The 23,018-nt window shown below is 63.8% G+C and carries 19 protein-coding genes; 2 read left to right on the top strand and 17 right to left on the bottom strand.

The window, feature by feature from the left end; genetic code table 11:
* Positions 1-69: 69 nt before the first annotated feature.
* The 17 genes from AC5ZG5_RS09025 to AC5ZG5_RS08945 all read right to left on the bottom strand — a co-directional run bounded on the left by AC5ZG5_RS09025 (position 70) and on the right by AC5ZG5_RS08945 (position 21,947).
* A complete protein-coding gene (locus AC5ZG5_RS09025) occupies positions 70-1,404 on the bottom strand; it encodes a carbohydrate porin (RefSeq protein WP_456642371.1) in 1,335 nt (444 codons plus the stop codon).
* Positions 1,405-1,742: 338 nt separating this feature from the next.
* A complete protein-coding gene (gene lpxB / locus AC5ZG5_RS09020; RefSeq protein ID WP_456642370.1) occupies positions 1,743-2,930 on the bottom strand; it encodes a lipid-A-disaccharide synthase in 1,188 nt (395 codons plus the stop codon).
* Positions 2,930-3,787 (bottom strand): LpxI family protein, encoded by an 858-nt coding sequence (locus tag AC5ZG5_RS09015; protein ID WP_456642369.1) that lies wholly within the window; start codon positions 3,785-3,787, stop codon positions 2,930-2,932. Before AC5ZG5_RS09015 ends, lpxB begins: the two co-directional genes overlap by 1 nt.
* A gap of 19 nt (positions 3,788-3,806) precedes the next feature.
* On the bottom strand, positions 3,807-4,604 hold the full coding sequence (gene lpxA, locus AC5ZG5_RS09010; RefSeq protein ID WP_208822696.1) for an acyl-ACP--UDP-N-acetylglucosamine O-acyltransferase: 798 nt from the start codon (positions 4,602-4,604) through the stop codon (positions 3,807-3,809).
* A 156-nt stretch (positions 4,605-4,760) separates the two neighbouring features.
* A complete protein-coding gene (gene fabZ / locus AC5ZG5_RS09005) occupies positions 4,761-5,219 on the bottom strand; it encodes a 3-hydroxyacyl-ACP dehydratase FabZ (protein ID WP_456642368.1) in 459 nt (152 codons plus the stop codon).
* Entirely contained in the window at positions 5,219-6,286 is a 1,068-nt protein-coding gene (gene lpxD / locus AC5ZG5_RS09000; protein WP_028162752.1) for a UDP-3-O-(3-hydroxymyristoyl)glucosamine N-acyltransferase, read from the bottom strand. Before lpxD ends, fabZ begins: the two co-directional genes overlap by 1 nt.
* A 32-nt stretch (positions 6,287-6,318) precedes the next feature.
* Positions 6,319-8,898 (bottom strand): outer membrane protein assembly factor BamA, encoded by a 2,580-nt coding sequence (gene bamA / locus AC5ZG5_RS08995; protein ID WP_130229731.1) that lies wholly within the window; start codon positions 8,896-8,898, stop codon positions 6,319-6,321.
* Between the two features lie 175 nt (positions 8,899-9,073).
* Positions 9,074-10,225, bottom strand: coding sequence for an RIP metalloprotease RseP (rseP, locus tag AC5ZG5_RS08990; RefSeq protein WP_456642367.1), 1,152 nt, complete (start codon positions 10,223-10,225; stop codon positions 9,074-9,076).
* Between the two features lie 42 nt (positions 10,226-10,267).
* Positions 10,268-11,491: a 1-deoxy-D-xylulose-5-phosphate reductoisomerase gene (gene dxr / locus AC5ZG5_RS08985; RefSeq protein WP_028162755.1), complete on the bottom strand. Its 1,224-nt coding sequence runs from the start codon at positions 11,489-11,491 to the stop codon at positions 10,268-10,270.
* Between the two features lie 4 nt (positions 11,492-11,495).
* Complete coding sequence (locus tag AC5ZG5_RS08980; RefSeq protein WP_456642366.1) at positions 11,496-12,344, bottom strand: phosphatidate cytidylyltransferase; 849 nt, start codon at positions 12,342-12,344, stop codon at positions 11,496-11,498.
* Positions 12,341-13,099, bottom strand: a complete 759-nt coding sequence (locus AC5ZG5_RS08975; protein WP_028162757.1) for an isoprenyl transferase — start codon at positions 13,097-13,099, stop codon at positions 12,341-12,343. The genes AC5ZG5_RS08980 and AC5ZG5_RS08975 overlap by 4 nt, the downstream gene beginning before the upstream one ends.
* Before the next feature lie 14 nt (positions 13,100-13,113).
* Positions 13,114-13,677, bottom strand: coding sequence for a ribosome recycling factor (frr, locus tag AC5ZG5_RS08970; protein ID WP_130229726.1), 564 nt, complete (start codon positions 13,675-13,677; stop codon positions 13,114-13,116).
* A gap of 152 nt (positions 13,678-13,829) precedes the next feature.
* The gene (gene pyrH, locus AC5ZG5_RS08965) at positions 13,830-14,546 is read right to left on the bottom strand and encodes a UMP kinase (protein WP_028162759.1); all 717 of its coding nucleotides are present in this window, start codon (positions 14,544-14,546) and stop codon (positions 13,830-13,832) included.
* 66 nt (positions 14,547-14,612) lie between these two features.
* Positions 14,613-15,536, bottom strand: coding sequence for a translation elongation factor Ts (gene tsf / locus AC5ZG5_RS08960; protein WP_456642364.1), 924 nt, complete (start codon positions 15,534-15,536; stop codon positions 14,613-14,615).
* A gap of 126 nt (positions 15,537-15,662) precedes the next feature.
* Positions 15,663-16,661: a 30S ribosomal protein S2 gene (locus AC5ZG5_RS08955; protein WP_130229724.1), complete on the bottom strand. Its 999-nt coding sequence runs from the start codon at positions 16,659-16,661 to the stop codon at positions 15,663-15,665.
* A 324-nt stretch (positions 16,662-16,985) separates the two neighbouring features.
* A complete protein-coding gene (gene dnaE, locus AC5ZG5_RS08950; RefSeq protein ID WP_456642363.1) occupies positions 16,986-20,432 on the bottom strand; it encodes a DNA polymerase III subunit alpha in 3,447 nt (1,148 codons plus the stop codon).
* A 768-nt stretch (positions 20,433-21,200) separates the two neighbouring features.
* Positions 21,201-21,947 (bottom strand): outer membrane protein, encoded by a 747-nt coding sequence (locus AC5ZG5_RS08945; protein ID WP_456642362.1) that lies wholly within the window; start codon positions 21,945-21,947, stop codon positions 21,201-21,203.
* Positions 21,948-22,249: 302 nt separating this feature from the next.
* Here AC5ZG5_RS08945 and AC5ZG5_RS08940 point away from each other — a divergent pair, with 302 nt between their 5' ends.
* Positions 22,250-22,546 (top strand): DUF3551 domain-containing protein, encoded by a 297-nt coding sequence (locus AC5ZG5_RS08940; RefSeq protein ID WP_130226896.1) that lies wholly within the window; start codon positions 22,250-22,252, stop codon positions 22,544-22,546.
* A gap of 112 nt (positions 22,547-22,658) precedes the next feature.
* Positions 22,659-22,979 (top strand): DUF3551 domain-containing protein, encoded by a 321-nt coding sequence (locus AC5ZG5_RS08935; RefSeq protein WP_456642361.1) that lies wholly within the window; start codon positions 22,659-22,661, stop codon positions 22,977-22,979.
* Positions 22,980-23,018: the final 39 nt, after the last annotated feature.

Below are 23,018 nucleotides of genomic sequence, written 5' to 3'. Positions count from 1 at the left end.
ACGGCGCCATCGTTCTGATGGCGCCGTTTTTGTTTGCCGCGGGCTGCGATCTCCGCCGCCGACGGCTCGCTAATACGCGATCGTGCTGCGTACGCCGATCAGTGCCCCGCTCTTCACCGGCGAATTCGGCAAGATCGGATCGGGAACGTGTCCACCGGGATGGACGATGTATTCAAAGACAGGCTGAAGCGTCCAGCCTGGCTTGATCTGAGCCTGGTAGGAGAGCTCAATCGTGAGCTCGAAATCTCTAAGCGGCTGATGGACTCCAGTTAGGTCGATGATGTCGCGATCGAGCGCGCGCGCCCGATCGGATATATGCGCGCAGATGAACGACGCTCCGAACTTGTCGTCAGGTCTCCCGGGCAGCAGTCCTGAGAACACGATTCCGGTGTCGACGAAGAAGTCGATCAAGTTGCGATCCGATGGAGTGCCCGAGATCCGGCTGAACACGGCGATGCCGCTTGCGGCATCCCCGCCCTCGGGGCGCCAGATCTGCTGATCAATGATGCCGTAGATGCCGCTCGACCCGCGAAACAGACGAGCGTTCCCGCTGCTGAACGGGCTCGCCTGCGAAAGGCCAGCATCGTCGAACCTCATGTCCGCGAACATCCCGAAGTGGTGCCATCCGCCAAGCCGTAGCGTGCCGGCCAGCCCGCGCGAATCCTTGTCCTGATTGTAGCGATACTGCAATTCCCCCATCAGCAAGGGCGGATCGTTCACGCGGAAATTGGTGCCGGCGCGATTGACGGTCGCCTGCCCGCCTGGATCGCCGTTGAACAATCCGACCAGGGTCGTCCAGCTCGGGCTGGGATCGAATTTCAGCCGGATGCCGGGCGTTGCGAGAGGATAAGCGGGACCGCCACTCGGCAAATTGCCACCGGCGATTGTCGGCCAATCGCTGCTGATGAGCGTCTTGCTGTAGTCGCTGACGAAGAACTCGGTGTCCGCCGCAAGCTGGCCGAGGCGGATGCTGAAGCGATCGTCGAACAATTTCTGCTCCAGCCATAGCTCGGACAGCCGTGTCGACGGCACAGCCTCGATGTTGCTGATCGTGATCAGGCTCTCGAAATGCTGGTCGCGCAGCCCCGCCGTATGATGAATCTGGAAGGCGTTGGCGAAGAAACCCAGCCCTGACCACCCCGCGAGCTTCTCCAGGTCGGCCGCGACGAAGGCCTCGAGCTTGCCCTCATAGAGCCCACCGCGCCGCACGCCTCCGGACAGGTTGCGCAACGCTTCGCCGGTGTAGATCAGCCCAAAAGTGATCCCGCGTTCCGCGAGCCATTTGCGCACGCCGGTGGGATCGCCCTCGTCCGGCAGGCTGGTCGCCATCGACGACGGGGGAATGCCGTTCAGCGAAGCGGCGTCGTCAGCGGCGGCAGGCGCGGAAACCAGAAACGCAGCCACCAAGCCCACCACCACTGACACCTGGGATCGTCGACTGGAACCAGGGAGATGCAATTGCGATGCATTCGCAATTTCATTGTGGACCACTCTTAAATCGTCGATCTTACGCCGCACTCCCACAGTCGCCCCACCCCAGTTGCGAGCTACTCGCAATCAGGATTGACATAAGCGGTTCCGCTAGGCAAGCTTCATGCAACTAAGTCGCAACTGCAATAAGCTGCGGAGCCTTGCTTGGGGCCAAGCACGGCTCGAGCGCGACCGACCGTAAGGCTCATAGGGATGGATGAAGACGAACCAGATGCCGGCGTGCTGGCCGGGTGTCTTGAACGACGGCTAATTTAGTTCGTCTGCCGGCCGTTCCGCATTGTCGCCAGCACGATGTCGGCGGCGCGAACGCTTGGCGGCTGGTCGCCGGTCGACATGATCGCGTCCATCGTGGCGAAGGCCTCGATCTGGCTGCGGCGCAGCGCGGAATCCGCGAGCACCTCGCCGAGCGCCTGCGACAGCTTTTCGGGCGTCGCGTTCTCCTGCAGGAATTCCGGGATCACCTCCTGGCCGATCACGAGATTGGCCAGGATCACCGATGGCACGCGGATCGCGCGGCGCAGGATGAAGGCCTCAATGGCGCCGACGCGGTAGGCCGTCACCATCGGAACGCCTGACAGCGCCAGCTCCAGCGTCACGGTGCCGGATTTGGCGAACGCGGCATGTCCGATCCTGAACGCGGCGCGCTTCTCGCTCTCGCCGACCACGATCTGCGGCTTGACCTGCCAGCCCTGCACACCCTCGCGGATCACAGCTTCCAGATGCGGCATGGTCAGCAGGACCGGCTCGAACGCAACGCCGCTTGCGCGCAATTGCGCCAGCGTTTCGCCGAACAGCGCGAGGTGATGCCTGATCTCGCTGCGCCGGCTGCCGGGCAGCACCAGCAGAACCGGCGGCTGCGCATCGCGCCGCTTTGCTTCCTCGGCATTCGGCCGCAGCGAGGCGAACTGCTCGGTCAGGGGATGGCCGACATAGCTGCAGGGCGGCCCGCGCAGCTTGCGATATTCTTCCGGCTCGAACGGCAACAGCGCCAGCACGTGATCGACATAGCCGAGCATCGCGCGCGCCCTGCCCGGCCGCCAGGCCCAGACCGACGGCGACACATAGTCGACGATCGGAATGGTAGGATTGCGCGCCCGGACGCGACGGGCGACGCGATGGGTGAAGTCGGGGCTGTCGATGATGACCAGCACGTCCGGCGCCGCATCGATCACGGCATCCGTAGCGTGCCGGATCAATCGCAGGATTTTCGGCAACTGCTGCACGACAGCGGCAAGGCCGACAATCGAAAGTTCTTCGATCGGAAACAGCGACGTGAGGCCCTCGCGCGCCATCATGCGGCCGCCGACGCCGGCAAACTGCACGGCATCGCCGAGCCGCTGGCGCAGCACCTTCATCAGCGCCGCCCCGAGGCGATCGCCGGATTCCTCAGTCGCGATCAGGAAGATCTTGCGTGTGATGTCTGGGGCGCGGCCGTGCATCAGCTTGGCACACCGATGACGAACACCCGTCTTGCGTCCGCAGCCTCGATCATCGCCTGCGGTTCGGCGGCAAGCGTATTGCCGGCAATGACGGCAATCCCGGCAAGGCCCGCTTTCGCGGCGCCCTCGACCGTGCGCGGCCCGACTGTCGGCAGATCGTAGCGCAGATCCTGGCTGCTCTTGGGCGCCTTCACCAGCACGCCGCGACCGCTCGGGGCACGGATGCGGCCGTCGGCACGCAGCCGCGCCACACGCGCCAGAAGCCCGTCGGTGCCCTCGATGTCCTCGACGGCGACCACATGCCCGTCGATCACGACCGCAGCCTGGCCGATGTCGAACGGACTGAGCGCGGCAAGCACCTCGCGCCCCCTTGCAATGTCGGCGCTGGCGTTGCCGGCCGGCGTCGTGCGCGTGATGCAACCTTCGGGCATCAGCAGATCCGGGGCGACATCCTTGATCCCGACCATGCGAAATCCATCCTGCTCGAGAATGCGGCCCACCCCCGATAGCAGATGATCGTCACCGCCTCGAAACGCGCGGATGACGTTTGCGAGAACACGGAGCGTCTTCAGATCCAGCCGGATTTCCGACAGCGCCGGCCGCATCAAGGTGCCGATGAAGATCAGGTCGCGGCAGCCCTCCTCGCGAAACAATCTGGTCGCCCGCCCGAGCTGGCCGACCGAAATCCAGCGATGGCGGAACCCCTCGACACGGACCGGATCGCACGCGCCGCGCAATGCGAACAGCACCGGCGCGATACCGCGTTTGGCAAGCGACTCCGCGACCGCAAACGGCATGGCGCCGCCGCCTGCGATGACGCCAACCGGAGAGGAAATCGCTGGAGCCGCTGACGTCATGGCTCGGGCGCCCCTCGCATCAGTGCTTGCCGTCGACAGCCGGAAGACAGAGCGGCCGCTTGCCCTTGCCGATGAAGGCGAGGATTTCGGCGATCGCCGGATCCTCGGCGGCCAGCGGCTGCACCGCGGCCAATCGCTCGGCGAAGACGCCCTCGCCATGGAATAGCTTCTGGTAGAAGGCGCGGACGGTCACCAGCCGCTCCCTGGTGAACTTGCGGCGCTTCATGCCGATGATGTTGAGACCTTCGAGCACGGCATATTGGCCGTTGGCGAGGCCGAACGGGATGATGTCGTCGCGCACGCCGCAGACGCCGCCGACCATCACCTGTCGCCCGATCCGGGTGAACTGGTGCACGGCCGAGAGCCCGCCGATATAGACGAAGTCCCCGATCTCGCAGTGACCGCCAAGCGTGGCTGATGTCGCGAAGATCACATCATTGCCGACCATGCAGTCATGACCGACATGGCTGTTGTTCATGAAATAGCCGCGGTCGCCGACGCGCGTCAGCCCGCCGCCTTTCACCGTGCCGATGTTCATCGTCACACCTTCGCGGATGGTGCAGCCGGTGCCGATCTCAAGCCGCGTCGGCTCTCCGCGGTAGCTCAGATCCTGCGGCGGCCCGCCCAGCACCGCAAACGGCGAGATCACGCATTCCGCGCCGATCGACGTATGGCCGGAGACGGTCACATGCGCATCAAGCTTGCAGTTCGCGCCGATCGCGACGTTGGGGCCGATGATGCAATAGGGGCCGATCGAGGTGCCCTCGCCGATCACGGCGCCATCCGCAATCCGCGCGGTGGGATCGATCATGCTCATTACGACAGGCCCGCTACTGGTTGATGCGCAAGCGCGCTAAACAATCGAATTTTCCGGCTGTTAGCGCGACATTGCCCGGCATGTCCAGTGACGTATCATGACTGCATATTGCAGCGCGCGGTACACGGGACGAAGATTGAAGGCGCGCCGAGCCGATCAATCCGTCAGCATCGCGCCGACATCGGCTTCGGCGACGATCTGACCGTTGACCTTGGCGTCGCCGTGAAACCACCACATGGTCTTGCGGCGGCCGATCGAGCGCATGTGGTACTCGATGGTGTCGCCGGGCATCACGGGCTTACGGAATTTGCACTTGTCGATGGTGAGGAAGTAGACCGCGCGCGGCTTCTCGGTGCCCTCCACCGACTTGATGCCGATCACGCCGGCAGTCTGCGCCATGGCCTCAATCATCATCACGCCGGGATAGACGGGACGTTCGGGAAAATGCCCGAGGAACGATGGTTCGTTGTACGTGACGTTCTTGACGCCGATGCCGCTATAGTCGGCGCGGATGTTGACGACCCGGTCGATCAACAACATCGGATAGCGGTGCGGCAGCGTCTTGAGGATGTCGTTGATGTCCACAAGCTCGAACCTGACCGGTGACTCCTCCATCACTCCCTTTCCTCGCCTTTCGAATTCGGCGCACCGTCACGCACCAGGCGCTCCACCGCAAGGATCTCCCTAAACCACTGTTTGGTCGGTTTGGCAAAGTGACCGCCCCAGCGGCCGTTGGCTGGAATGTCGTCCTTCACGGCACTCATCGCGGTGACCTGGGCGCCGTCGCCGATCTTCAGATGGTTGTTGATGCCCACCTTGGCGCCCAGCGCGACATTGTCGCCAATGGTCAGGCTGCCCGCGAGCCCGATCTGGGCCGCCAGCAAGCAGTGCCTGCCGATGGTCACATTGTGGCCGATCTGGACCTGGTTGTCGACTTTAGTACCCTCGCCGATCACGGTGTCGCGCAGGCTACCGCGGTCGATGGTGGAACCGGCGCCGATCTCGACATTGTTCTGGATCAGGACCCGACCGGTCTGCGGCACCTTCAGATGGCCGTCGGGCCCGAAGAAGATGAAGCCGTAGCCGTCCTGGCCGATGTTGCAGCCGGGATGAATCAGCACGTTGTTGCCGATCAGCGTGTTCTGGATCGTGGTCTTGGCGCCGACATTGCAGTCGCGTCCGATCTTGACATCGGCCCCGATCACGGCGCCCGCCCCGACGACAGTCCCCGAACCGATCTCGACCCTGGCCCCGATCACGGCCAACGGGTCGACGATCACGCCGTCCTCCAGATGCGCCGTGGGGTCGATAATCGCCGACGGCGCGATGCCTTCGACACCGAACCACGAGCCCGGCCTGAGCGCGTCGCTGTGCCATTGCCGGGCCAGTTGCACGAAGGCGTGGAACGGCTTTGCGGCCCGCAACACGGCCACATGGGCAGGCACGTCCGCCTCGAAGCGCGGGCTGACCAGACAAGCGCCGGCCTTGGTTGCGGCGAGCTGGTCGACATATTTGAGATTGTCGAAAAACGTCAGATGCATCGGGCCAGCCTCGTCGAGCGAGGCAAGCCCCTTGATCACATGATCGCCCCTGGCGGGATCGACCAAATGCGCCTTCGTCAACGCGGCAATGTCGGCCAGCGTCGACGAAGGGGGACTCTTGAAGAAGATCGGCAGCGCCATTCCATCCGTCGCAGTGCGGCCGACGATCGCGGTTAGAACGATGTTCCGCCGCCAAACTTGAATTGCTGCACGCGATCGAACTGACCCTTGGTAAGTGGGACCGCGTAGTCGAACCGCAGCGGACCGAACGGCGATTGCCAGATCAGGCCGACACCGACCGAGGTGCGGACGACGTTACCATTATCGTACTGCAGTCCGAGGCAGGTTCCAGGATTGGACGGGACCACCCCATTGCCGACAGTTGGCGGAATGCAGCCCGGCACGTTGACCTCGCCCGTCTGCGCCCACGACGTCGGTCCCTTGTAGTCATAGAGACCACCGGCGTCAGCATAGATCGACCCCTTGAGCCCGACTTCCTTCGGCAGGAACCAGAACGGCATCTGCAATTCCGCCGACACGCCCCAGTACTTGGTGCCGCCGAGCGCGTCCATCGTGCCGAACGGGTTGATGTCGCGCGGACCAATGCCGTTCGGAGCAAAACCGCGGACCAGGTTCGGACCCATCTGGAAGTGGTCGAGCATCCGGATCTGATCGTTGCCGACCTGGTTGAGGATACCACCCTGGGCATGGATCAGGCCGACGATATCGGCGACGAGCGGGGTGTAGTACTTCACGTCGATCGCGGACTTGATGTAGCTGACGTCGCCACCGACGCCGGCGAAGTCCTGCTTGAAGTCGACCAGCAGGCCGTCCGTCGGGTTCTTGTTGTTGTCGAGCGTGTTGTAGTTGAGCGAGTAGCCGAGCGCCGACGTGAGCGTCTTGCCGCCCTGCAACTCCTTGCGAACCGGCAGCGAAGCTTCGCCGTCGCTGTAGCACCACAGGCCGAGTCCGGAGCTGTCGGTGGCGCTCTGGCCCCCGGCCGTCGCAGTGCCTCCCGCGGGAATTCCGTTCAGTTGCGCGAAGGCCGGCGACGGGTTGAAGGCAAGCAGGCCGTTGTTGGGATTGTTGTTACAGTTCGCGAGCTGGTACGGCAGGCTGATCTTCTGCTGATAGATCGAGTAGCGGAGCTGCAACGCGAGGTCTTCACGCAGGCTGAAGCCTAGCCGCGGGCTGAAGCCGAGCGTTTCGGTACCGTACGAAATGTAGCTGTTTGCGAGTTGCTGGCGCTGGTACAGGTCGAGACCGAGCGCGACGCGATAGTCGAGCAAATACGGCTCGACGAACGACAGCGAGTAGCCGCGCGCATATTGTCCGTAGGTCACCGACGCCTTCGCAAACAGGCCTCGTCCCAGGAAGTTGCGTTCCGAGATACTGACTTCGGCGAGCGCACCGTCCGTGGTCGAATAGCCGCCCGAGACCGAGAAGTCGCCGGTCGACTTCTCCTCGAGATCGACGACCAGGACGACGCGGTCGCTGGACGAGCCCGGCTCGGTGGTGATCTTCACGCTCTTGAAGAAGTCGAGGTTCTTCAGCCGCCGCTCGGCGCGGTCGACCAGGGCGCGGTTGTAGGCGTCACCCTCGGAGAGATCGAACTCGCGGCGGATCACGTAGTCGCGGGTGCGGGTATTGCCGCGAATATTGATACGCTCGATATAGGTCCGCGGGCCCTCGTCCACGGCGAACACGATCGAGACCGTGTGATTCTCGAAATTGCGATCGCCGCGCGGCCGCACGACGGCGAAGGCGTAGCCGCGCCGCGAGGCTTCGATCTGCATTTCCTCAACCGATTTCTCCAGCGCCTCGGCGTTGTAGAGCGAGCCGACGGAAACACGCGAGAACGAGCTCAGCGAGTTCGGATCCAGCGTCGCGATCGAAGACTGGTAGCTGACGGACGCCACCCGATACTGCTGTCCCTCCTCGATCTTGAAGGTGACGAGGAAGCCCTTCTTTTCGGGATCGTATTCGGTCAGCGCGGCCACCACCTGCACGTCGGCGAAGCCGTGCTTGAGGTAGAAACGGCGAATCAGGTCGCGGTCGGCCTCGACCCGATCGGGATCGTAGGTGTCGGCGCCGCCGAGGAAGCTCAGCAGGTTTGATTCGCGGGTCTTGATGACGTCGCGCAGGCGATAAGAGGAATAGTAATTGTTGCCGATGAACTCGATCGACCGGACACCGGTCTTCTGGCCTTCGGTGATGGTGAAGATCAGGTCGACGCGGTTGTTCGGCTGCTCGATGATCTCCGGGTTGACGCGCACGTCATAGCGGCCAGAACGGCGGTAGATTTCGACGATACGCTGGGCATCGGACTGCACCATCGGGCGCGAGAAGGTACCGCGCGGCTTCGACTGGATTTCAGCCGAAAGCTGGTCGTCCTTGATCTTCTTGTTGCCCTCAAAGGCGATGCGGCCGATCACGGGGTTTTCGACCACGGTGACGACGATCCGGCCGCCGGCGGGCGTGATTCGAACGTCCTGGAACAGGCCGGTCTCGATCAGCGCCTTCAGGCCATCGTCGATGTCAGCCTGGCTCAGGCGCCCGCCCGGACCCGGCTTGAAGTAGGAGCGGATGGTCTCGACCTCGACACGGCGGTTCCCCTCCACCGTGATCGATTCCACCGTCTGCGCAACGGCAGGCGCAGACACAAACATTGCCGCCAGCGAGGCAGCTACCGGCACAGCGAACATGATCAGAGCGGCAAGCAAGCCCCCCCGCACTCGCATTCCAACAATCATGCGCACCGCGCCCTTATCATTCCACGGCCGGCCCGTTCCCCAACGGACCGGCAGATTCCCAACCTTGCTGCACAGCTTGTAGCCAATTTTGTTACGTCGGCAACCGACTGACGGCTGTGCAATTCCATTTTCATTCCAAGACGTTGCCGTTAGGCAACGCCACAAAAAAGCCGTTTCACGATGCCGCGAGATGGAGAATGTCGTTGTAGGTCGCGAACACCATCAGCATTAGCACCAGAGCGAGGCCGATTCGGAACCCCATTTCCTGAGCACGTTCAGATAACGGCCGGCCGCGGATCGCCTCGACCGCATAGAACAGAAGGTGACCGCCATCGAGCAGCGGTACCGGGAACAGGTTGAGAAGCCCGATCGAGATCGAGAGCACGGCGGCAAGGTGAATCAGAGCGGCAATGCCGATGCTGGCGACCTGGCCCGAGATTCGCGCGATCCCAAGCGGCCCGCCGACCTGGTTTGCCGCCTCGCGCCCGGTGAACACACCGCCGATATAGGACAGTGTCCGATCGACCACGAACCAGGTCTCCTTCACCCCGAGCCAGAGCGCGGTGGCGGGATCGACCCGCTCGGTCACCTGCTCGCCCGGAGCGGTGGCGCGGGTGATTCCCAGGATGCCCTGCCGGTGGGTGTTCCCGAAGGGATCCTTGATGTCGCGAAGCTCAGGCGTTGCCTGCAACTGGATCGTGGAACCGTTGCGTTTGACGGTGAAAGTGAGCTGATCGCCGCCGTGGATGCTGACGACGCGCTGCATGTCCGAGAAGCTGCCGATCGTAGTACCGTCGATCGCGGTGATGACGTCACCGACCTGAAAACCGGCGACCGCCGCGGCACTTCCCGGCTCGACCTTATCGACCTGCGCCGTGGTGCTCGGCTTGCCGAAGAAGGTGAACAGGCAGGTGAAGATCACGATCGCCAGGATGAAATTGGCAATCGGGCCGGCGGCGACGATCGCCGCGCGCGGCGCGACCTTTTTGTGATGGAAGCTGCCCTTCCGCTCCTCCGCCGTCATGCCCGAGAGGGTCTCGGTCGAGGGCGTGGAAGCTTCACTGTCATCGCCGAAGAATTTGACATAGCCGCCGAGCGGAATCGCGGAGAGCTTCCAGCGCGTGCCATGCCGGTCGTTGAAGCCGAACAGCTCCGGCCCGAAGCCGAGCGAGAAGGTCAGCACCCTGACGCCGACCCAGCGGGCGACCAGGAAATGGCCGAGCTCGTGAAAGAAGACGACGATGGTCAGGACAAACAGGAAGGGAACCACATAACCGACGAGCCCGTGGCTCAACGTGTTGAAACCATGTACGAAAAACTCGGTCATTCAGTTCCCCTCAACCAGGGCAACAGGCCCGGTTCCAACCCTCTAAGATGCCTTTAAGGCAATTTGAGGCAATAGGGAGGCAGCCCTATTTCTCGCGTTATGGTCAACGGAAATCGCATCATCTGCCGATGTCAGAGGCGCCAGATTGCCGGACCTGATCCAGTCGTCCAGGGTCGCCTCCACCAGCCGCGCGATCGCGCCGAACTTGATCTTGCCGGCGATGAAGGCGGCAACCGCCACCTCATTGGCTGCATTATATACCGTGGTCGCGCCCCGACCGGTCCTTAACGATTCGTAAGCCAGCCGCAGCCCCGGGAACCGCTCGAAATCCGGCGCCTCGAAGGTCAACTGGCCGATCTTGGCCAAATCGAGCTTGGCCGACGGCCCGACGATCCGGTCCGGCCAGCCGAGGCAATGCGCGATCGGGATGCGCATGTCGGGCGTGCCGAGCTGCGCGACCACCGAACGGTCCGAGAATTCCACCATGCCATGGATGATCGACTGCGGATGCACGAGCACGTCGATCTGATCCGGTGTCAGCGCGAACAGATAGGAGGCCTCGATCACCTCGAGCCCCTTGTTCATCATCGAGGCCGAGTCGATCGTGATCTTCTGACCCATGCTCCAGTTCGGATGCTTCAGCGCCTGCTCCAGAGTAGCCTGCTCGATGTCAGCGGGAGCCCAGGTGCGGAACGGCCCGCCGGAAGCGGTGATGATCACCCGCACCAGTTCCTCGCGATTGCCGGAGCTCAGCGCCTGAAACAGTGCGTTATGCTCGGAATCCGCCGGCAGGATGCAGGCGCCCGCCTTCAGCGCGCGCTGCATGAAGAAATCGCCGGCGCAGACCAGGCATTCCTTGTTGGCGAGCGCGACCGTCGCTCCGCGATCGACCGCCGCGAGCGCCGGCTTCAGGCCCGCTGCGCCACTGACCGCCGCCATCACCCAATCCGCCGGCCGTGCGGCGGCCTCGATGATCGCGCTGTCGCCGGCGCCGCATTCGATCCGGGTGCCCGCCAGCGCATCCTTCAATTCGGACAGCTTGCTCGGATCGGCCACGGCCGCAAAACGCACGTTGAATTCCCGGGCGAGCTTGGCCAGGGCCTGCGCATTGCCGTTGGCGGTCAGCGCCTCGACGCGGAAACGGTCGCGCGCACCGCGCAGCAAGTCCATGGTGCTGTCGCCGATCGAGCCGGTGGCGCCCAGCACGGTCACCGTGCGGACCGCGGAGGCCGCAGCCTTGTTGTTTCGCAATGGGACAGCACTCATTTTCTCACCAAACCATAAGACCGCGGCCGACGCCATCCGCGCCGCCCCGCAAGAAGCCAAAAATTGCGGCAACGGCAACCGCGGCGACGAAGCCGTCCAGCCGGTCCATCAGCCCGCCATGGCCGGGAATGAGATGGCTGGAATCCTTCACGCCGAACCGCCGCTTCACTGCGGACTCGAAGAGATCGCCGAACTGGGAAACCACCGAGAGCACCGCGCCCAAGACCAGCAGCGGCACAACCGCGCCGAGGCCGAACACCGCAAAACCCGCCGCGACGACGAGACTACCGACGAAGCTGCCGACCGCGCCCGCCCAGGTCTTCTTCGGGCTGACCCGTGGCCAGAGTTTTGGGCCCCCAATGCTGCGACCGGCGAAATAGCCGCCGATGTCGGTCGCCCAGACGACCAACAACACGAACAGCAGCGCCACAAAGCCTTCTTCCGGATCCTGCCGCAGCAGGACCGAGGCGACTTCCGCGACGGCGGCGTAACAAAATCCAGCGATCGTCCACCGACGTTGCTCGGATGAAATCACAGCGATCACGATCAGCCCGATCGCCAGCACCGATACCGCGGCGTCAAGCCGCCCTGCCCCGAGACAGAGCCCAGCAGCCGCCAGCGCAAGCGCACCGGCCATGGTCATGCGCAGCGTGTGTCCGGCGCCAATGACCATCAGCCATTCGACATAGAGGCCGATCGCGGCGAGCGTGACCAGAAGCGTCCAGAGAACACCGCCCGCATAGGCGATTGCAATCGCAACCGGCGCCAAGACCAGCGCCGCGATGATGCGCATCAAGAGATTGCGCGAGGACGGCTCGCTCCTTGCCGCGGGTGCGGCTTTATCTTGGGTCACGATGCGGTTTTCGCAGCCAGACCGCCGAAGCGGCGCTCGCGTCTGGCGTATTCGGCGATCGCACTTTCCAGCGCCGCCTTGTCGAAGTCCGGCCAATGGATCGGCACAAACACGAGCTCGCTATAGGCCGCCTGCCACATCAGGAAATTCGACAGCCGCTGTTCGCCGCTGGTGCGGATGATCAGATCGGGATCAGGAATGTCGGGCGTGCCGAGATATTGCCCGAGCGTGTCGGCGTCGATCGATGCGGGATCGCGCCTTCCTTCCGCCACCTCCCGCGCCAGCCGCCGCGCGGCGCCGGCGATCTCCTGGCGCGAGCCATAATTGAAGGCGACGACGAGATTGAGCTTGGTGTTTGCCCTGGTCAGCTCTTCGGCTTCGTTGAGCAGCGCGCAGATATCCGGATCGAGTCCCTCGCGCTCGCCGATGACGCGCACCCTCACCCCGTCCCGGTGCAACGTCGCCAGATCGTTGCGGATGAAGCGGCGCAACAGGCCGAAGAGATCGCCGATCTCGGTCGCCGGACGCGACCAGTTCTCCGACGAGAACGAGAAGATGGTGAGATAGAGGATGCCGAGTTCGTGCGAGGCCCGCACCACCCGGCGCAACGCCTCCACGCCGCGCCGATGTCCCTCCGCGCGCGGCAGGCCGCGTGCCGCCGCCCAGCGCCCGTTGCCGTCCATGATGATCGCCACATGCAACGGACTGCCGGTTCGATCCGGTCCGGCAGTTGCAGGTGCGGGGGCGTTCGACATTGGCGCTGTCCAAATCAAACGGTCAGGATTTCCTTTTCCTTGGCCGCCAGCAACTGATCGATCTCGGCGATCACGCCGTCGGTCGCCTTCTGCACCTCGGCGGCGAGCCGCTCCTGATCGTCCTCGGAGATCTCGTGATTCTTCTCGAGCTTCTTGACGACATCGAGCCCGTCGCGGCGGACATGGCGGACCGCCACCTTGGCCGCTTCCGCATATTTATGCGCGACCTTGACGAGTTCCTTGCGACGCTCGGCGTTGAGTTCGGGAATACGCAGCCGCAACACCTGGCCTTCGGTCGCGGGCGAGAGGCCGAGATTCGAATCGACGATCGCCTTCTCCACCGCCTTGACCATCGTCTTGTCCCAGACCTGCACCGAGAGCAGCCGCGGCTCGGGCACGCTGACGGTAGCGAGCTGGTTGAGCGGCATATGCGAGCCATAGGCCTCGACCTGGACCGGCTCCAGCATCGACGCCGCGGCACGGCCGGTACGCAGGCCGCCCAATTCGTGCTTGAGGGACTGGGTCGCACCTTGCATACGGCGCTTTACTTCGTTGATGTCAAAACCAGGCGTGGGCATGACGCTCTCCCTTCCTCTGCATCAGCGTCCGATCAGGTCGGATCGGATCACGATCTAATCACTTCGTTTGAGCATGATCTCTGCGGAAAACCGGTTTCCACTTTTCCGGATCATGCTCGAGAAACCAACCGCCTTGCCGCAACGCCCAAGCGTCAGCCGGCGACGACCGTACCGTGGCCCGTGCCGCGCAGGATGGCGCCGATCGAACCAGGCTCGGCGATCGAAAACACAATGATAGGCAGCGACGTCTCGCGGGCAAGCGCGAATGCGGTCGCGTCCATGACCTTGTAACCGCCGGCAATCGCCTGCGAATGCGTCAGGCGATCGAAACGTTTGGCCGACGGGTCCTTCTTGGGATCGGCGCTGTAGACGCCGTCGACATTGGTGGCCTTCAAGACCGCGTCCGCGCCGATCTCGGCCGCGCGCAGGACCGCGGTGGTATCGGTGGTGAAGAACGGATTGCCGGTTCCACCACCGAGCAGGATGATCTTGCCCTCGGCGAGGTATTTGTGCGCCGCACTGCGCGTGAACAATTCGGAGATTTCCGGCATCACGAAGGCTGACAGGGTGCGCGCCGGCGTGCCCTTGCGCTCGACCGCCGATTCCAGCGCGAGGCAGTTCATGACGGTCGCCAGCATGCCCATGGTGTCGCCGGTGGTGCGGGACACGCCATGGGACGACACCTGCACGCCGCGTACCATATTGCCGCCGCCGACCACGACCGCAATCTCGGTGCCGAGATGGCGCGCCGCGATCAGGTCGTCGGCAATGCGGTCGATGGTGGGCTGGTCGATGCCGAAGGATTGGCTGCCGGCGAGGTATTCGCCTGAAAGCTTGATCACCACGCGACGATAGACCGGCTCAGCCATGATGCTCCCTCATCCCGCGCAAGCAGGTTCCGGCGCGATGGCGCCGGAACCGTTCGACCCACGCGGTTACTTCTTGCCGCTGGCCGCCGCGACTTCGGCTGCGAAATCGGATTCCTGCTTCTCGATTCCCTCACCAAGAGCATAGCGCACAAAACCGGCAATCTTCACCGGGCCGCCGACCTTGCCCTCAGCTTCCTTGACCGCCTGCGCCACGGACTTTCCGCTATCGTGGATGAAAGCCTGCTCCAGCAGGCAGACTTCCTTGTAGAAGGTCTTCAGGCCGGACTCGACGATCTTCTCGATCACGTTCTCGGGCTTGCCCTGCTGACGGTACTTGTCGGCCAGCACATCTTTCTCGCGCCGGACGACGTCAGGATCGAGCCCGGCGGGATCGATCGCCTGCGGGTTGGCCGCGGCGACATGCATGGCGAGCTGGCGGCCGAGCACGGCAAGCTCATCGGTCTTGCCGGCCGATTCCAGCGCCACGATCACGCCCATCTTGCCGGCGCCCTCGATGACTGCGTTGTGGACGTAGCTCGACACCACGCCCTTGCCGACCTCGAGCGAAGCCGCGCGGCGCAGCGTCATGTTCTCGCCGATGGTCGCAATCGCATCGTTGATCGCAGCCTCAACAGTGACGTCGCCGACCTTGGCCGCCTTGATCTTCTCGACGTCGGCGCCAACCTCGAGCGCGACCTGGGCGACCATCTTGACCAGGCCCTGGAATTGATCGTTGCGCGCGACGAAGTCGGTCTCGGAATTGACCTCGACGACGACGCCCTTGGTGCCCTGGGTCAGGGCGCCGATCAGGCCCTCGGCGGCAACGCGACCGGCCTTCTTGGCGGCCTTCGACAGGCCCTTCTTGCGCAGCCAGTCCTGCGCGGCCTGCATGTCGCCGGCGGCCTCGGTCAGCGCCGCCTTGCAATCCATCATTCCCGCGCCGGTCGACTCGCGCAGGTCCTTGACCATCGCTGCTGTGATCGTTGCCATCATTGAATTCCTTCTTGCCTGTGAAGCGCGGCGGCGCCCTTAGGGCGCCGCCGTCAGCGACAGGGAATGCCTTGATCTGGGAATTGAAGCGGTGGCCGGAAAGGTCCGGCCACGCGGCCGTTCAGGTTATTCCGCTTCCGCGGTAAGCGCCTTGGCCTGGGCGACCCAAGCGTCGGCACGGCTCGGCAGACCGACCTGTTCGCCGATCTTGTGGGCGGTGTCGTGATCGAGCTCGGCGAGCTGCCAGTAGTGGAAGACGCCGAGGTCATTGAGCTTCTTCTCGATGGTGCCCGACACACCGGTGAGCTTCTTGAGGTTGTCGGCAGTGCCACGCGGCCCCGGCAGACCCTGGAAGCCGGTCGTCGCCGACGGCGCCGGGAGTTCTTCCTGTTCCGGCTGGACGGAGGCGCCGATATCGATGCCGGCATCGCCCTGCGCGCGCGAGATGCCGTCGATCGCGGCCCGCGCGACCAGGTCGCAATAGAGCGAAATCGCCCGGCCGGCGTCGTCGTTGCCCGGCACCACATAGGTGATGCCCTTCGGGTCCGAATTGGTGTCGACGATCGCGGCGACAGGGATGTTGAGCCGCTGCGCTTCCTGGATCGCGATGTCTTCCTTGTTCGTGTCGATCACAAAGATCATGTCGGGCAGGCCGCCCATGTCCTTGATGCCGCCGAGCGAACGGTCAAGCTTGTCGCGCTCGCGCTGCAGCGTCAGCCGTTCCTTCTTGGTGTAGGAATTGGCTTCGCCGGACGAGAGCACCTCGTCCAGATGGCGCAGCCGCTTGATCGAGGCCGAGATCGTCTTCCAGTTGGTCAGCGTGCCGCCGAGCCAGCGCGAATTGACGAAATACTGCGCCGAGCGCTTGGCCGCATCCGCGACCCCGTCCTGCGCCTGCCGCTTGGTGCCGACGAACAGGATACGGCCGCCCTTGGCGACGGTATCGCTGACCGCCTGCAACGCACGGTGCAGCATCGGCACGGTCTGGGCGAGATCGATGATATGGATGTTGTTGCGGGCGCCGAAAATGTACTCCGCCATTTTCGGGTTCCAGCGGTGGGCCTGGTGGCCAAAGTGCACGCCAGCTTCCAAAAGCTGACGCATGGTGAAATCGGGTACCGACATCGTTTTGATTCTCCGGTTGGTTCCTCCGGAAACGTGTGAGCAAGCGAGCCTTGTCGGCCCGGCTGCCACCGGACGGCCTTCTAGAGCCATGTTTCCGTGTGAGATGGCGCGCTGTATAGCGCGATTTCCGCCAGAAGCAAGGAAATATGGGCGGATTTGGGGGCGCCTGGCGGCTTTAGGCGATTGGCGACGATTCGCACGCCCATTTCCTCGACATCTCGGCGGCGACACCATTTCCCAATAGCAGCAATCACTTATCTCGGTTCAACAACCGAATCTGTGAAGAATGCAATCCGCCGCGCCGTCGGATCCGCAATCCGGCGCTCACAGCGTTTCGACCATCTCGACGCCGGTCACCGCCTTGATTGCGCCGGCGATCTGCGGGGATACCTGGAAGCGGCCTTCGAGCTTGAATTCGACCTCGGTCTCCAGATCGAGCCGCAGCACCAGCGCGACGTCGCCACCGGTGCCGTTGCCCGGCTGAAGCCGCTTGGCGATCGAGTCCAGCGGCTTGGTGTCGCGCAGGAAGATGCGCAGGCCCTTTTGCGTCTTGGCGGCTGCGGCATCGAGCGGCTCGGCATGCAGCACGCGGGCGCGGACGTCCTCGCCCTGCAGCTCGGCGCCGAGCTGCAGCAGCACGGCTGCGCCCGGCTCCAGCACGTCGCGGTATTGCGCCAATCCTTCGGAAAACAGCACCGCCTCGAAATGGCCCGTGGGATCGGACAGGCCCATAATGCCCATCTTGTTGCCGGTCTTCGTGCGCCGCTCCATGCGCGACACCACGGTCGCGGCGACCTTGCCCGCGGTCGCACCGGTTTTCACCGCGCGCGAGAACTCGGCCCAGGATTGCACGCGCAATCGCTTCAAGGCTGTGGCGTAGTCATCGAGCGGGTGACCCGAGAGGAAGAATCCGATGGCGTCGTATTCGCGTCGCAGCCGATCCGCCGGCAGCCACGGCTCGACCTGCGGCAGCACGATGCTCGGCGCGTCCGAAAGCCCGCCAAACATATCGTTCTGGCCCGATGTCGCGGCCTCATGGCTCCGCTGGCAGGCGGCGAGGATCGCATCGGCGCCGGCGAAGACGCGGGCCCGGTTCGGGTCGAGCGAATCGAAGGCGCCGGCGGCGGCGAGGCTTTCGATGATGCGCTTATTGATTGCGCGCGGGCTCACGCGCGCCGCGAAATCGGCCAGCGATGTGAAGGCCCCCTTGCGCCGCTCCTCCACGATCTGCTCGACCGCCTGCAGACCGACGCCTTTCAGCGCGGCCAATGCGTAGTAGATCGTCTTGTCGCCGACATCGAACGTTGCGCCGGAACGATTGACGTCGGGCGGCTCGACCTTGATCCCCAGCCGCTGTGCCTCGGCACGGAATTCGGAGAGCTTGTCCGTATTGTTGAGTTCGAGCGTCATCGACGCTGCCAGGAACTCCACGGGATGATGCGCCTTCATATAGGCGGTCTGATAGGAGACCAACGCATAGGCCGCGGCGTGGCTCTTGTTGAAGCCGTAGTCGGCGAACTTGGCGAGCAGTTCGAAGATCGTCTCCGCCTGCCCTTTCGGCACGCCATTCTTGACTGCGCCGGCGACGAAGATCTCGCGCTGCTTCTCCATCTCGGCGCGAATCTTCTTGCCCATGGCGCGGCGCAACAGGTCGGCTTGGCCGAGCGTGTAGCCCGCCATCTGCTGCGCGATCTGCATCACCTGCTCCTGGTAGATGATGACGCCGAACGTCTCTTTCAGGATCGGCTCCAGGATCGGATGCAGATATTCCGGCTCTTCGTCGCCGTGCTTGCGCGCGCAATAGGTCGGGATGTTGGCCATCGGGCCGGGGCGATACAGCGCCACCAGCGCGATGATGTCCTCGAAACGGTCCGGCCGCATGTCGATCAGCGCGCGCCGCATGCCCTGGCTTTCAACCTGGAACACGCCGACCACATCGCCCCGCGCCAGCATCTGGTAACTTTCGGCATCGTCGATCGGCAGCGTCGCCAGATCGACATGCACATCGCGCTGCTTGAGCAGCCTCACGGCGACATCAAGCACCGTCAGCGTCTTCAGGCCAAGGAAGTCGAACTTCACAAGCCCCGCCGGCTCGACCCATTTCATGTTGAACTGGGTCACCGGCATGTCGGATTTGGGATCGCGGTAGAGCGGCACGAGCTCGCTCAAGGGGCGGTCGCCGATCACGATACCGGCGGCGTGGGTCGACGCGTGCCGCGTCAGACCTTCCAGGCGCTGCGCGATATCGAAGGCGCGCGCGACCACCGGATCCTCGTCGCGGAAAGCCTGCAGCTTGGGTTCGCCCTCGATCGCCTGCGCCAGCGCCACGGGCGCGGCGGGATTTTGCGGCACCAGCTTGGTTAGCTTGTCGACCTGGCCATAGGGCATCTGCAGCACACGGCCGACGTCGCGCAGCACGCCGCGCGCCTGCAGCGTACCGAAGGTGATGATCTGCGCCACCTGGTCGCGGCCGTAGCGCTCCTGCACATAGGAGATCACCTCGCCGCGACGATCCTGGCAGAAGTCGATGTCGAAGTCCGGCATCGACACGCGTTCCGGATTGAGGAAGCGCTCGAACAGCAGCCCGAATCGGATCGGATCAAGATCGGTGATCGTCAGCGCCCAGGCAACCAGCGAGCCTGCGCCGGAGCCACGGCCCGGCCCGACCGGGATGTCGTGGGCCTTGGCCCATTTGATGAAGTCGGAGACGATCAGGAAGTAGCCCGCATAGTTCATGCGGTTGATGACGTCGATCTCGAAGGCGAGACGCTTCTGATAGTCCTCTTCCGTGATGCCCGGCGACAAGCCGTGGATCCGCAGACGCCTCGCGAGCCCCTCCTCAGCCTGGCGCATCAGCTCCGCCGCCTCCTCGCTTGCCGCATCGGAGGCCGATCCGGCGCCGACCGTGAAGCGCGGCAAGATCGGCTTGCGTGTCCTCGGCCGAAACGAGCAGCGCTCGGCGATCTCGACCGTCGACGCCAGGGCTTCCGGAATATCCGCAAACAGCACCGCCATCTCGGCGCGTGTCTTGAAGCGGTGGTCGGGCGTGAGCTGCTCGCGATCGGTCTCTGCGATCAGCCGGCCGCCGGCAATGCACAGCAGCGCATCGTGGGCCTCGTAGTCGTCGGTGCTCGCGAAATAGGGCTCGTTGGTCGCAACCAGCGGCAGCCCCTTCGTATAGGCAAGATCGATCAGGCCGGCCTCGGTGCGGCGCTCTTTGTCGATGCCGTGGCGCTGCAGCTCGATATAGAGGCGGTCGCCGAACAGGCTTGCCAGCCGGTCGCAACGCGTGGCCGCAAGGCTCGCTTGATCGGCCGCGAACGCAAGCGTGATCGGCCCGTCCGGACCGCCGGTCAGCGCGATCAGGTCCTCGGCATCGTCCGTCAGCCAGTCGAACTTGATATGCGGCAACTGGTGGACGGGCGTCTCCAGGAACGCCCGCGAGTTCAGCCGCATCAGGCTGCGATAGCCGCGTTCGCGCGCGGCGAGCAGCACGATTCGGGCCGGAGCGCCGGCCAGCACACTGCGCGAATTCGGATCGACGTCGCCGAAATCGATCGCGAGCTCACAGCCGACAATAGGCTGGATGCCATAGCCGGCCATCTTGTCGGAGAATTCCAGCGCCCCGAACATGTTGTCGGTGTCGGTCAGCGCCAGCGCCGGCTGGCGGTCCGCCTTGGCGAGTTCGCCGAGCTTGGCGATCTTGATCGAACCCTTCAGCAGCGAATAGGCCGAATGAACGTGAAGATGGACGAATCCGGCACTGGGCATGGGTGATTCGAACGGCCTTGGTTTGGTGGAGGAACGCAACTGCCGGGCCTGGGCACATGGCCGCCGATCCCGACTCGCCATTCAATGGTGATGCGTCCGATCCCCGGAGTCCACGCCGAACGCGCCATCATGATGCGGCGTCCCGCTTTTCCCCAAGGGGATGGCAACCGACGGCGGCCGACGAAATCGGCGCGGCCCTCCTCCCACTCAGAACTGCGGAATCAACTGCGCCCAGACCGCGATCATTCCAATGAACAGCGTGATCGATGCCAGCGCCGCCGCCTCTTCGACGAAAATCTTCAACATCGGCCGTCTCCTTGATGAGAACATACGCGGAACATTGTTCCTTATTTGTTCATGGAGTCAAGGCCGAGCCGTCGGGCTGCCGCGGAGAATCGAACGCGAATGAAGCGGGTGGTTAATGCGCGGCCGCAACCGGCAAGGTCATACGAACACTTTTTCCGGTTGGACCGTCAGCCTGTGAGCGACGTAGGGCTCCTCGCTGTAGCGCTCGAGGATTTCATTGCAGACGAGGCAACGGAATTCCCCCGGCTGACCGGGAAGCGAATCGACCTCGATGCGGCGGTAACCGGCTTCGCATCTCGGACATTGCACGTCGGATTTCAGCGGGGCGTTGGGGATGCGCCGCGATCGCGGCATTTTCGCGCCGCGCGGCGAGAATGATCAGGAGCCGATCGCAGGCAAACCAAGAAAAAAGCCCCGGGCAGATCGCCCGGGGCTGATTGTGCCGCGTTGGTTTCGCGAGGATCAGTACTTGCCGATGAGCGGAGCGCCACCGAAGCCGAACTTGTAGTTCAGGCGGACGGTGACGAGGTCGGCGTCCTGCTTGATGTCGTCGAGACGCGTGACGCCGAAGCCCGGGTTGACGAAGGTGTTGCGCTCGGTGTCGAGGAACAAGTGGTTGTACTCGACGCCAGCCGACCAGCCCGGAGCGAACGCGAATTCGAGGCCTGCACCAATGCTGCCACCCCAACGGGTCTTTTCCACGCTGTCGCCGACCACACCGAGGAACAAGCCCTCATGCTTGCTGTTGACGACCGCTCCACCGCCCTTCACGTAGAGCAGGACGTTGTTCCAGGCGTAACCGACCTGGCCGGTGAACAGGCCGAAGGCGTCGATCTTGGTGCGGTTGGTGACCAACAGGGCATTGCTGGCGTTGGAGCCGCTGAAGTCGGCCCAGTTGCCCTGCGCTTCCACGCCGAACACCCAGTTGCCAGTCTGCCAGCGATAGCCGACCTGACCACCGACCGTGCCGCCGGTCGAATCATGGGAACCCTCGCCGACGGGGAAACCGAAGTCCGACACGTTGGTCCAGGTGTTGTGGCTCGAGCCCCAGCCGCCGTTGACGCCGATGTAGAAGCCGCTCCAGTCATAGATGGCGGCAACCACCGGCGGAGCCTTCGTATAAGGACGCGCAGCGAGATCCGCAGCGACCGCGGGCGCAGCGGCGCCAAGGGCGACCAAGCTCGCCGTTACAAGCAAAACCTTTTTCATTTTATTTCCCGTTCCAGATGTGACGACCCCACGGCCTTCACGCGCCTCAATAAACAGGGTTCCCCAAAATTGCTGTAACTTGGCTGCAACAGATACGGCGAAACGATTCTGACGAAAACGTGAGTTAATGTTGTATTACTTACACTTAGCCCCCGAAGATCGTACCGTCCCCGCCACAAAAAATTCACAGTTCGGCCTTCGCCACACTCCTTGTGTTGCATATTTGTTTGACGTCCTCTCGGTTGTACGGCTTGGATCGGGTGACGAACGAACGAGCGACGAGCTGCGATCAAGGAGAAGAGATGCGCAACGTAATCCTGGTTTTGTCCGCGGCCGCCGCGATCGGCGCCCTTGGAACCGCGCCGGCCGCAGCGGTCGGCACGCGCTATCCATTCTGTATCCAGGGGAACGAACAGCCCGGGCTCAGCAACTGCACCTTCACCAGCTATGAGCAGTGCCAGGCAACGGCGTCCGGGCGCTTCCTGTGGTGCGTACCCAATCCCTTCTATGCCGGCGGCGGCAACGGTCCGCGGGCTTCGCGCCGGCCTCTGCCGCCGCCCCCGCCCGCAATCCCCTTCTTCGAGCCTTTCAACGATTGAGTCGGGGTGCACGTCCGCTCCGCGAAGACCATATGATCGGCGCGGGAACGTGACTTGACGGTCCCGCCCGCGAATACTCTGTTCCGCGCGGGGTTAGCGATGGGAGGACGGAATGGTCGTCCTGACGCGGGAGGAACCGATGCGCATTTCGATGTTGGCGATCCTGACGCTTGGCGCGGTCGCGGCGGCGTCATCCGCCCGCGCGCAGACTTATGACCCGAATTATCCGGTCTGCCTGCATGTCTACGGCCCCGTCACCTATTACGACTGCAGCTACACCTCGCTGCCCCAATGCGCGATGTCCGCGTCGGGCCGGGCGGCCCAGTGCGTGATCAATCCTTACGCGGCCAACGCCTACCCTCATCCTTACGCGGCCAACGCGTATGTCGACTCGTCACCGCGGCGTCACAAACGATATCGCCGGGTCTACTGAGAGACCTTTGTTTGAGCATGATCTCCGCGCAAACGCTTC

It is taken from the genome of Bradyrhizobium sp. Ses1, assembly GCF_059512365.1.
The sequence above is the reverse complement of the archived record's forward strand: the minus strand, read 5'-3'. Positions and strand labels throughout refer to the sequence as shown.

Coding starts and splice junctions, on each gene's coding strand:
- lpxB (WP_456642370.1), bottom strand. CDS start 2,930: ATGCACGGCCGCGCCCCAGACATCACACGCAAGATCTTCCTGATCGCG.
- AC5ZG5_RS09015 (WP_456642369.1), bottom strand. CDS start 3,787: ATGACGTCAGCGGCTCCAGCGATTTCCTCTCCGGTTGGCGTCATCGCA.
- lpxA (WP_208822696.1), bottom strand. CDS start 4,604: ATGAGCATGATCGATCCCACCGCGCGGATTGCGGATGGCGCCGTGATC.
- fabZ (WP_456642368.1), bottom strand. CDS start 5,219: ATGGAGGAGTCACCGGTCAGGTTCGAGCTTGTGGACATCAACGACATC.
- lpxD (WP_028162752.1), bottom strand. CDS start 6,286: ATGGCGCTGCCGATCTTCTTCAAGAGTCCCCCTTCGTCGACGCTGGCC.
- bamA (WP_130229731.1), bottom strand. CDS start 8,898: ATGATTGTTGGAATGCGAGTGCGGGGGGGCTTGCTTGCCGCTCTGATC.
- rseP (WP_456642367.1), bottom strand. CDS start 10,225: ATGACCGAGTTTTTCGTACATGGTTTCAACACGTTGAGCCACGGGCTC.
- dxr (WP_028162755.1), bottom strand. CDS start 11,491: ATGAGTGCTGTCCCATTGCGAAACAACAAGGCTGCGGCCTCCGCGGTC.
- AC5ZG5_RS08975 (WP_028162757.1), bottom strand. CDS start 13,099: ATGTCGAACGCCCCCGCACCTGCAACTGCCGGACCGGATCGAACCGGC.
- frr (WP_130229726.1), bottom strand. CDS start 13,677: ATGCCCACGCCTGGTTTTGACATCAACGAAGTAAAGCGCCGTATGCAA.
- pyrH (WP_028162759.1), bottom strand. CDS start 14,546: ATGGCTGAGCCGGTCTATCGTCGCGTGGTGATCAAGCTTTCAGGCGAA.
- tsf (WP_456642364.1), bottom strand. CDS start 15,536: ATGGCAACGATCACAGCAGCGATGGTCAAGGACCTGCGCGAGTCGACC.
- AC5ZG5_RS08955 (WP_130229724.1), bottom strand. CDS start 16,661: ATGTCGGTACCCGATTTCACCATGCGTCAGCTTTTGGAAGCTGGCGTG.
- dnaE (WP_456642363.1), bottom strand. CDS start 20,432: ATGCCCAGTGCCGGATTCGTCCATCTTCACGTTCATTCGGCCTATTCG.
- AC5ZG5_RS08945 (WP_456642362.1), bottom strand. CDS start 21,947: ATGAAAAAGGTTTTGCTTGTAACGGCGAGCTTGGTCGCCCTTGGCGCC.
- AC5ZG5_RS08940 (WP_130226896.1), top strand. CDS start 22,250: ATGCGCAACGTAATCCTGGTTTTGTCCGCGGCCGCCGCGATCGGCGCC.
- AC5ZG5_RS08935 (WP_456642361.1), top strand. CDS start 22,659: ATGGTCGTCCTGACGCGGGAGGAACCGATGCGCATTTCGATGTTGGCG.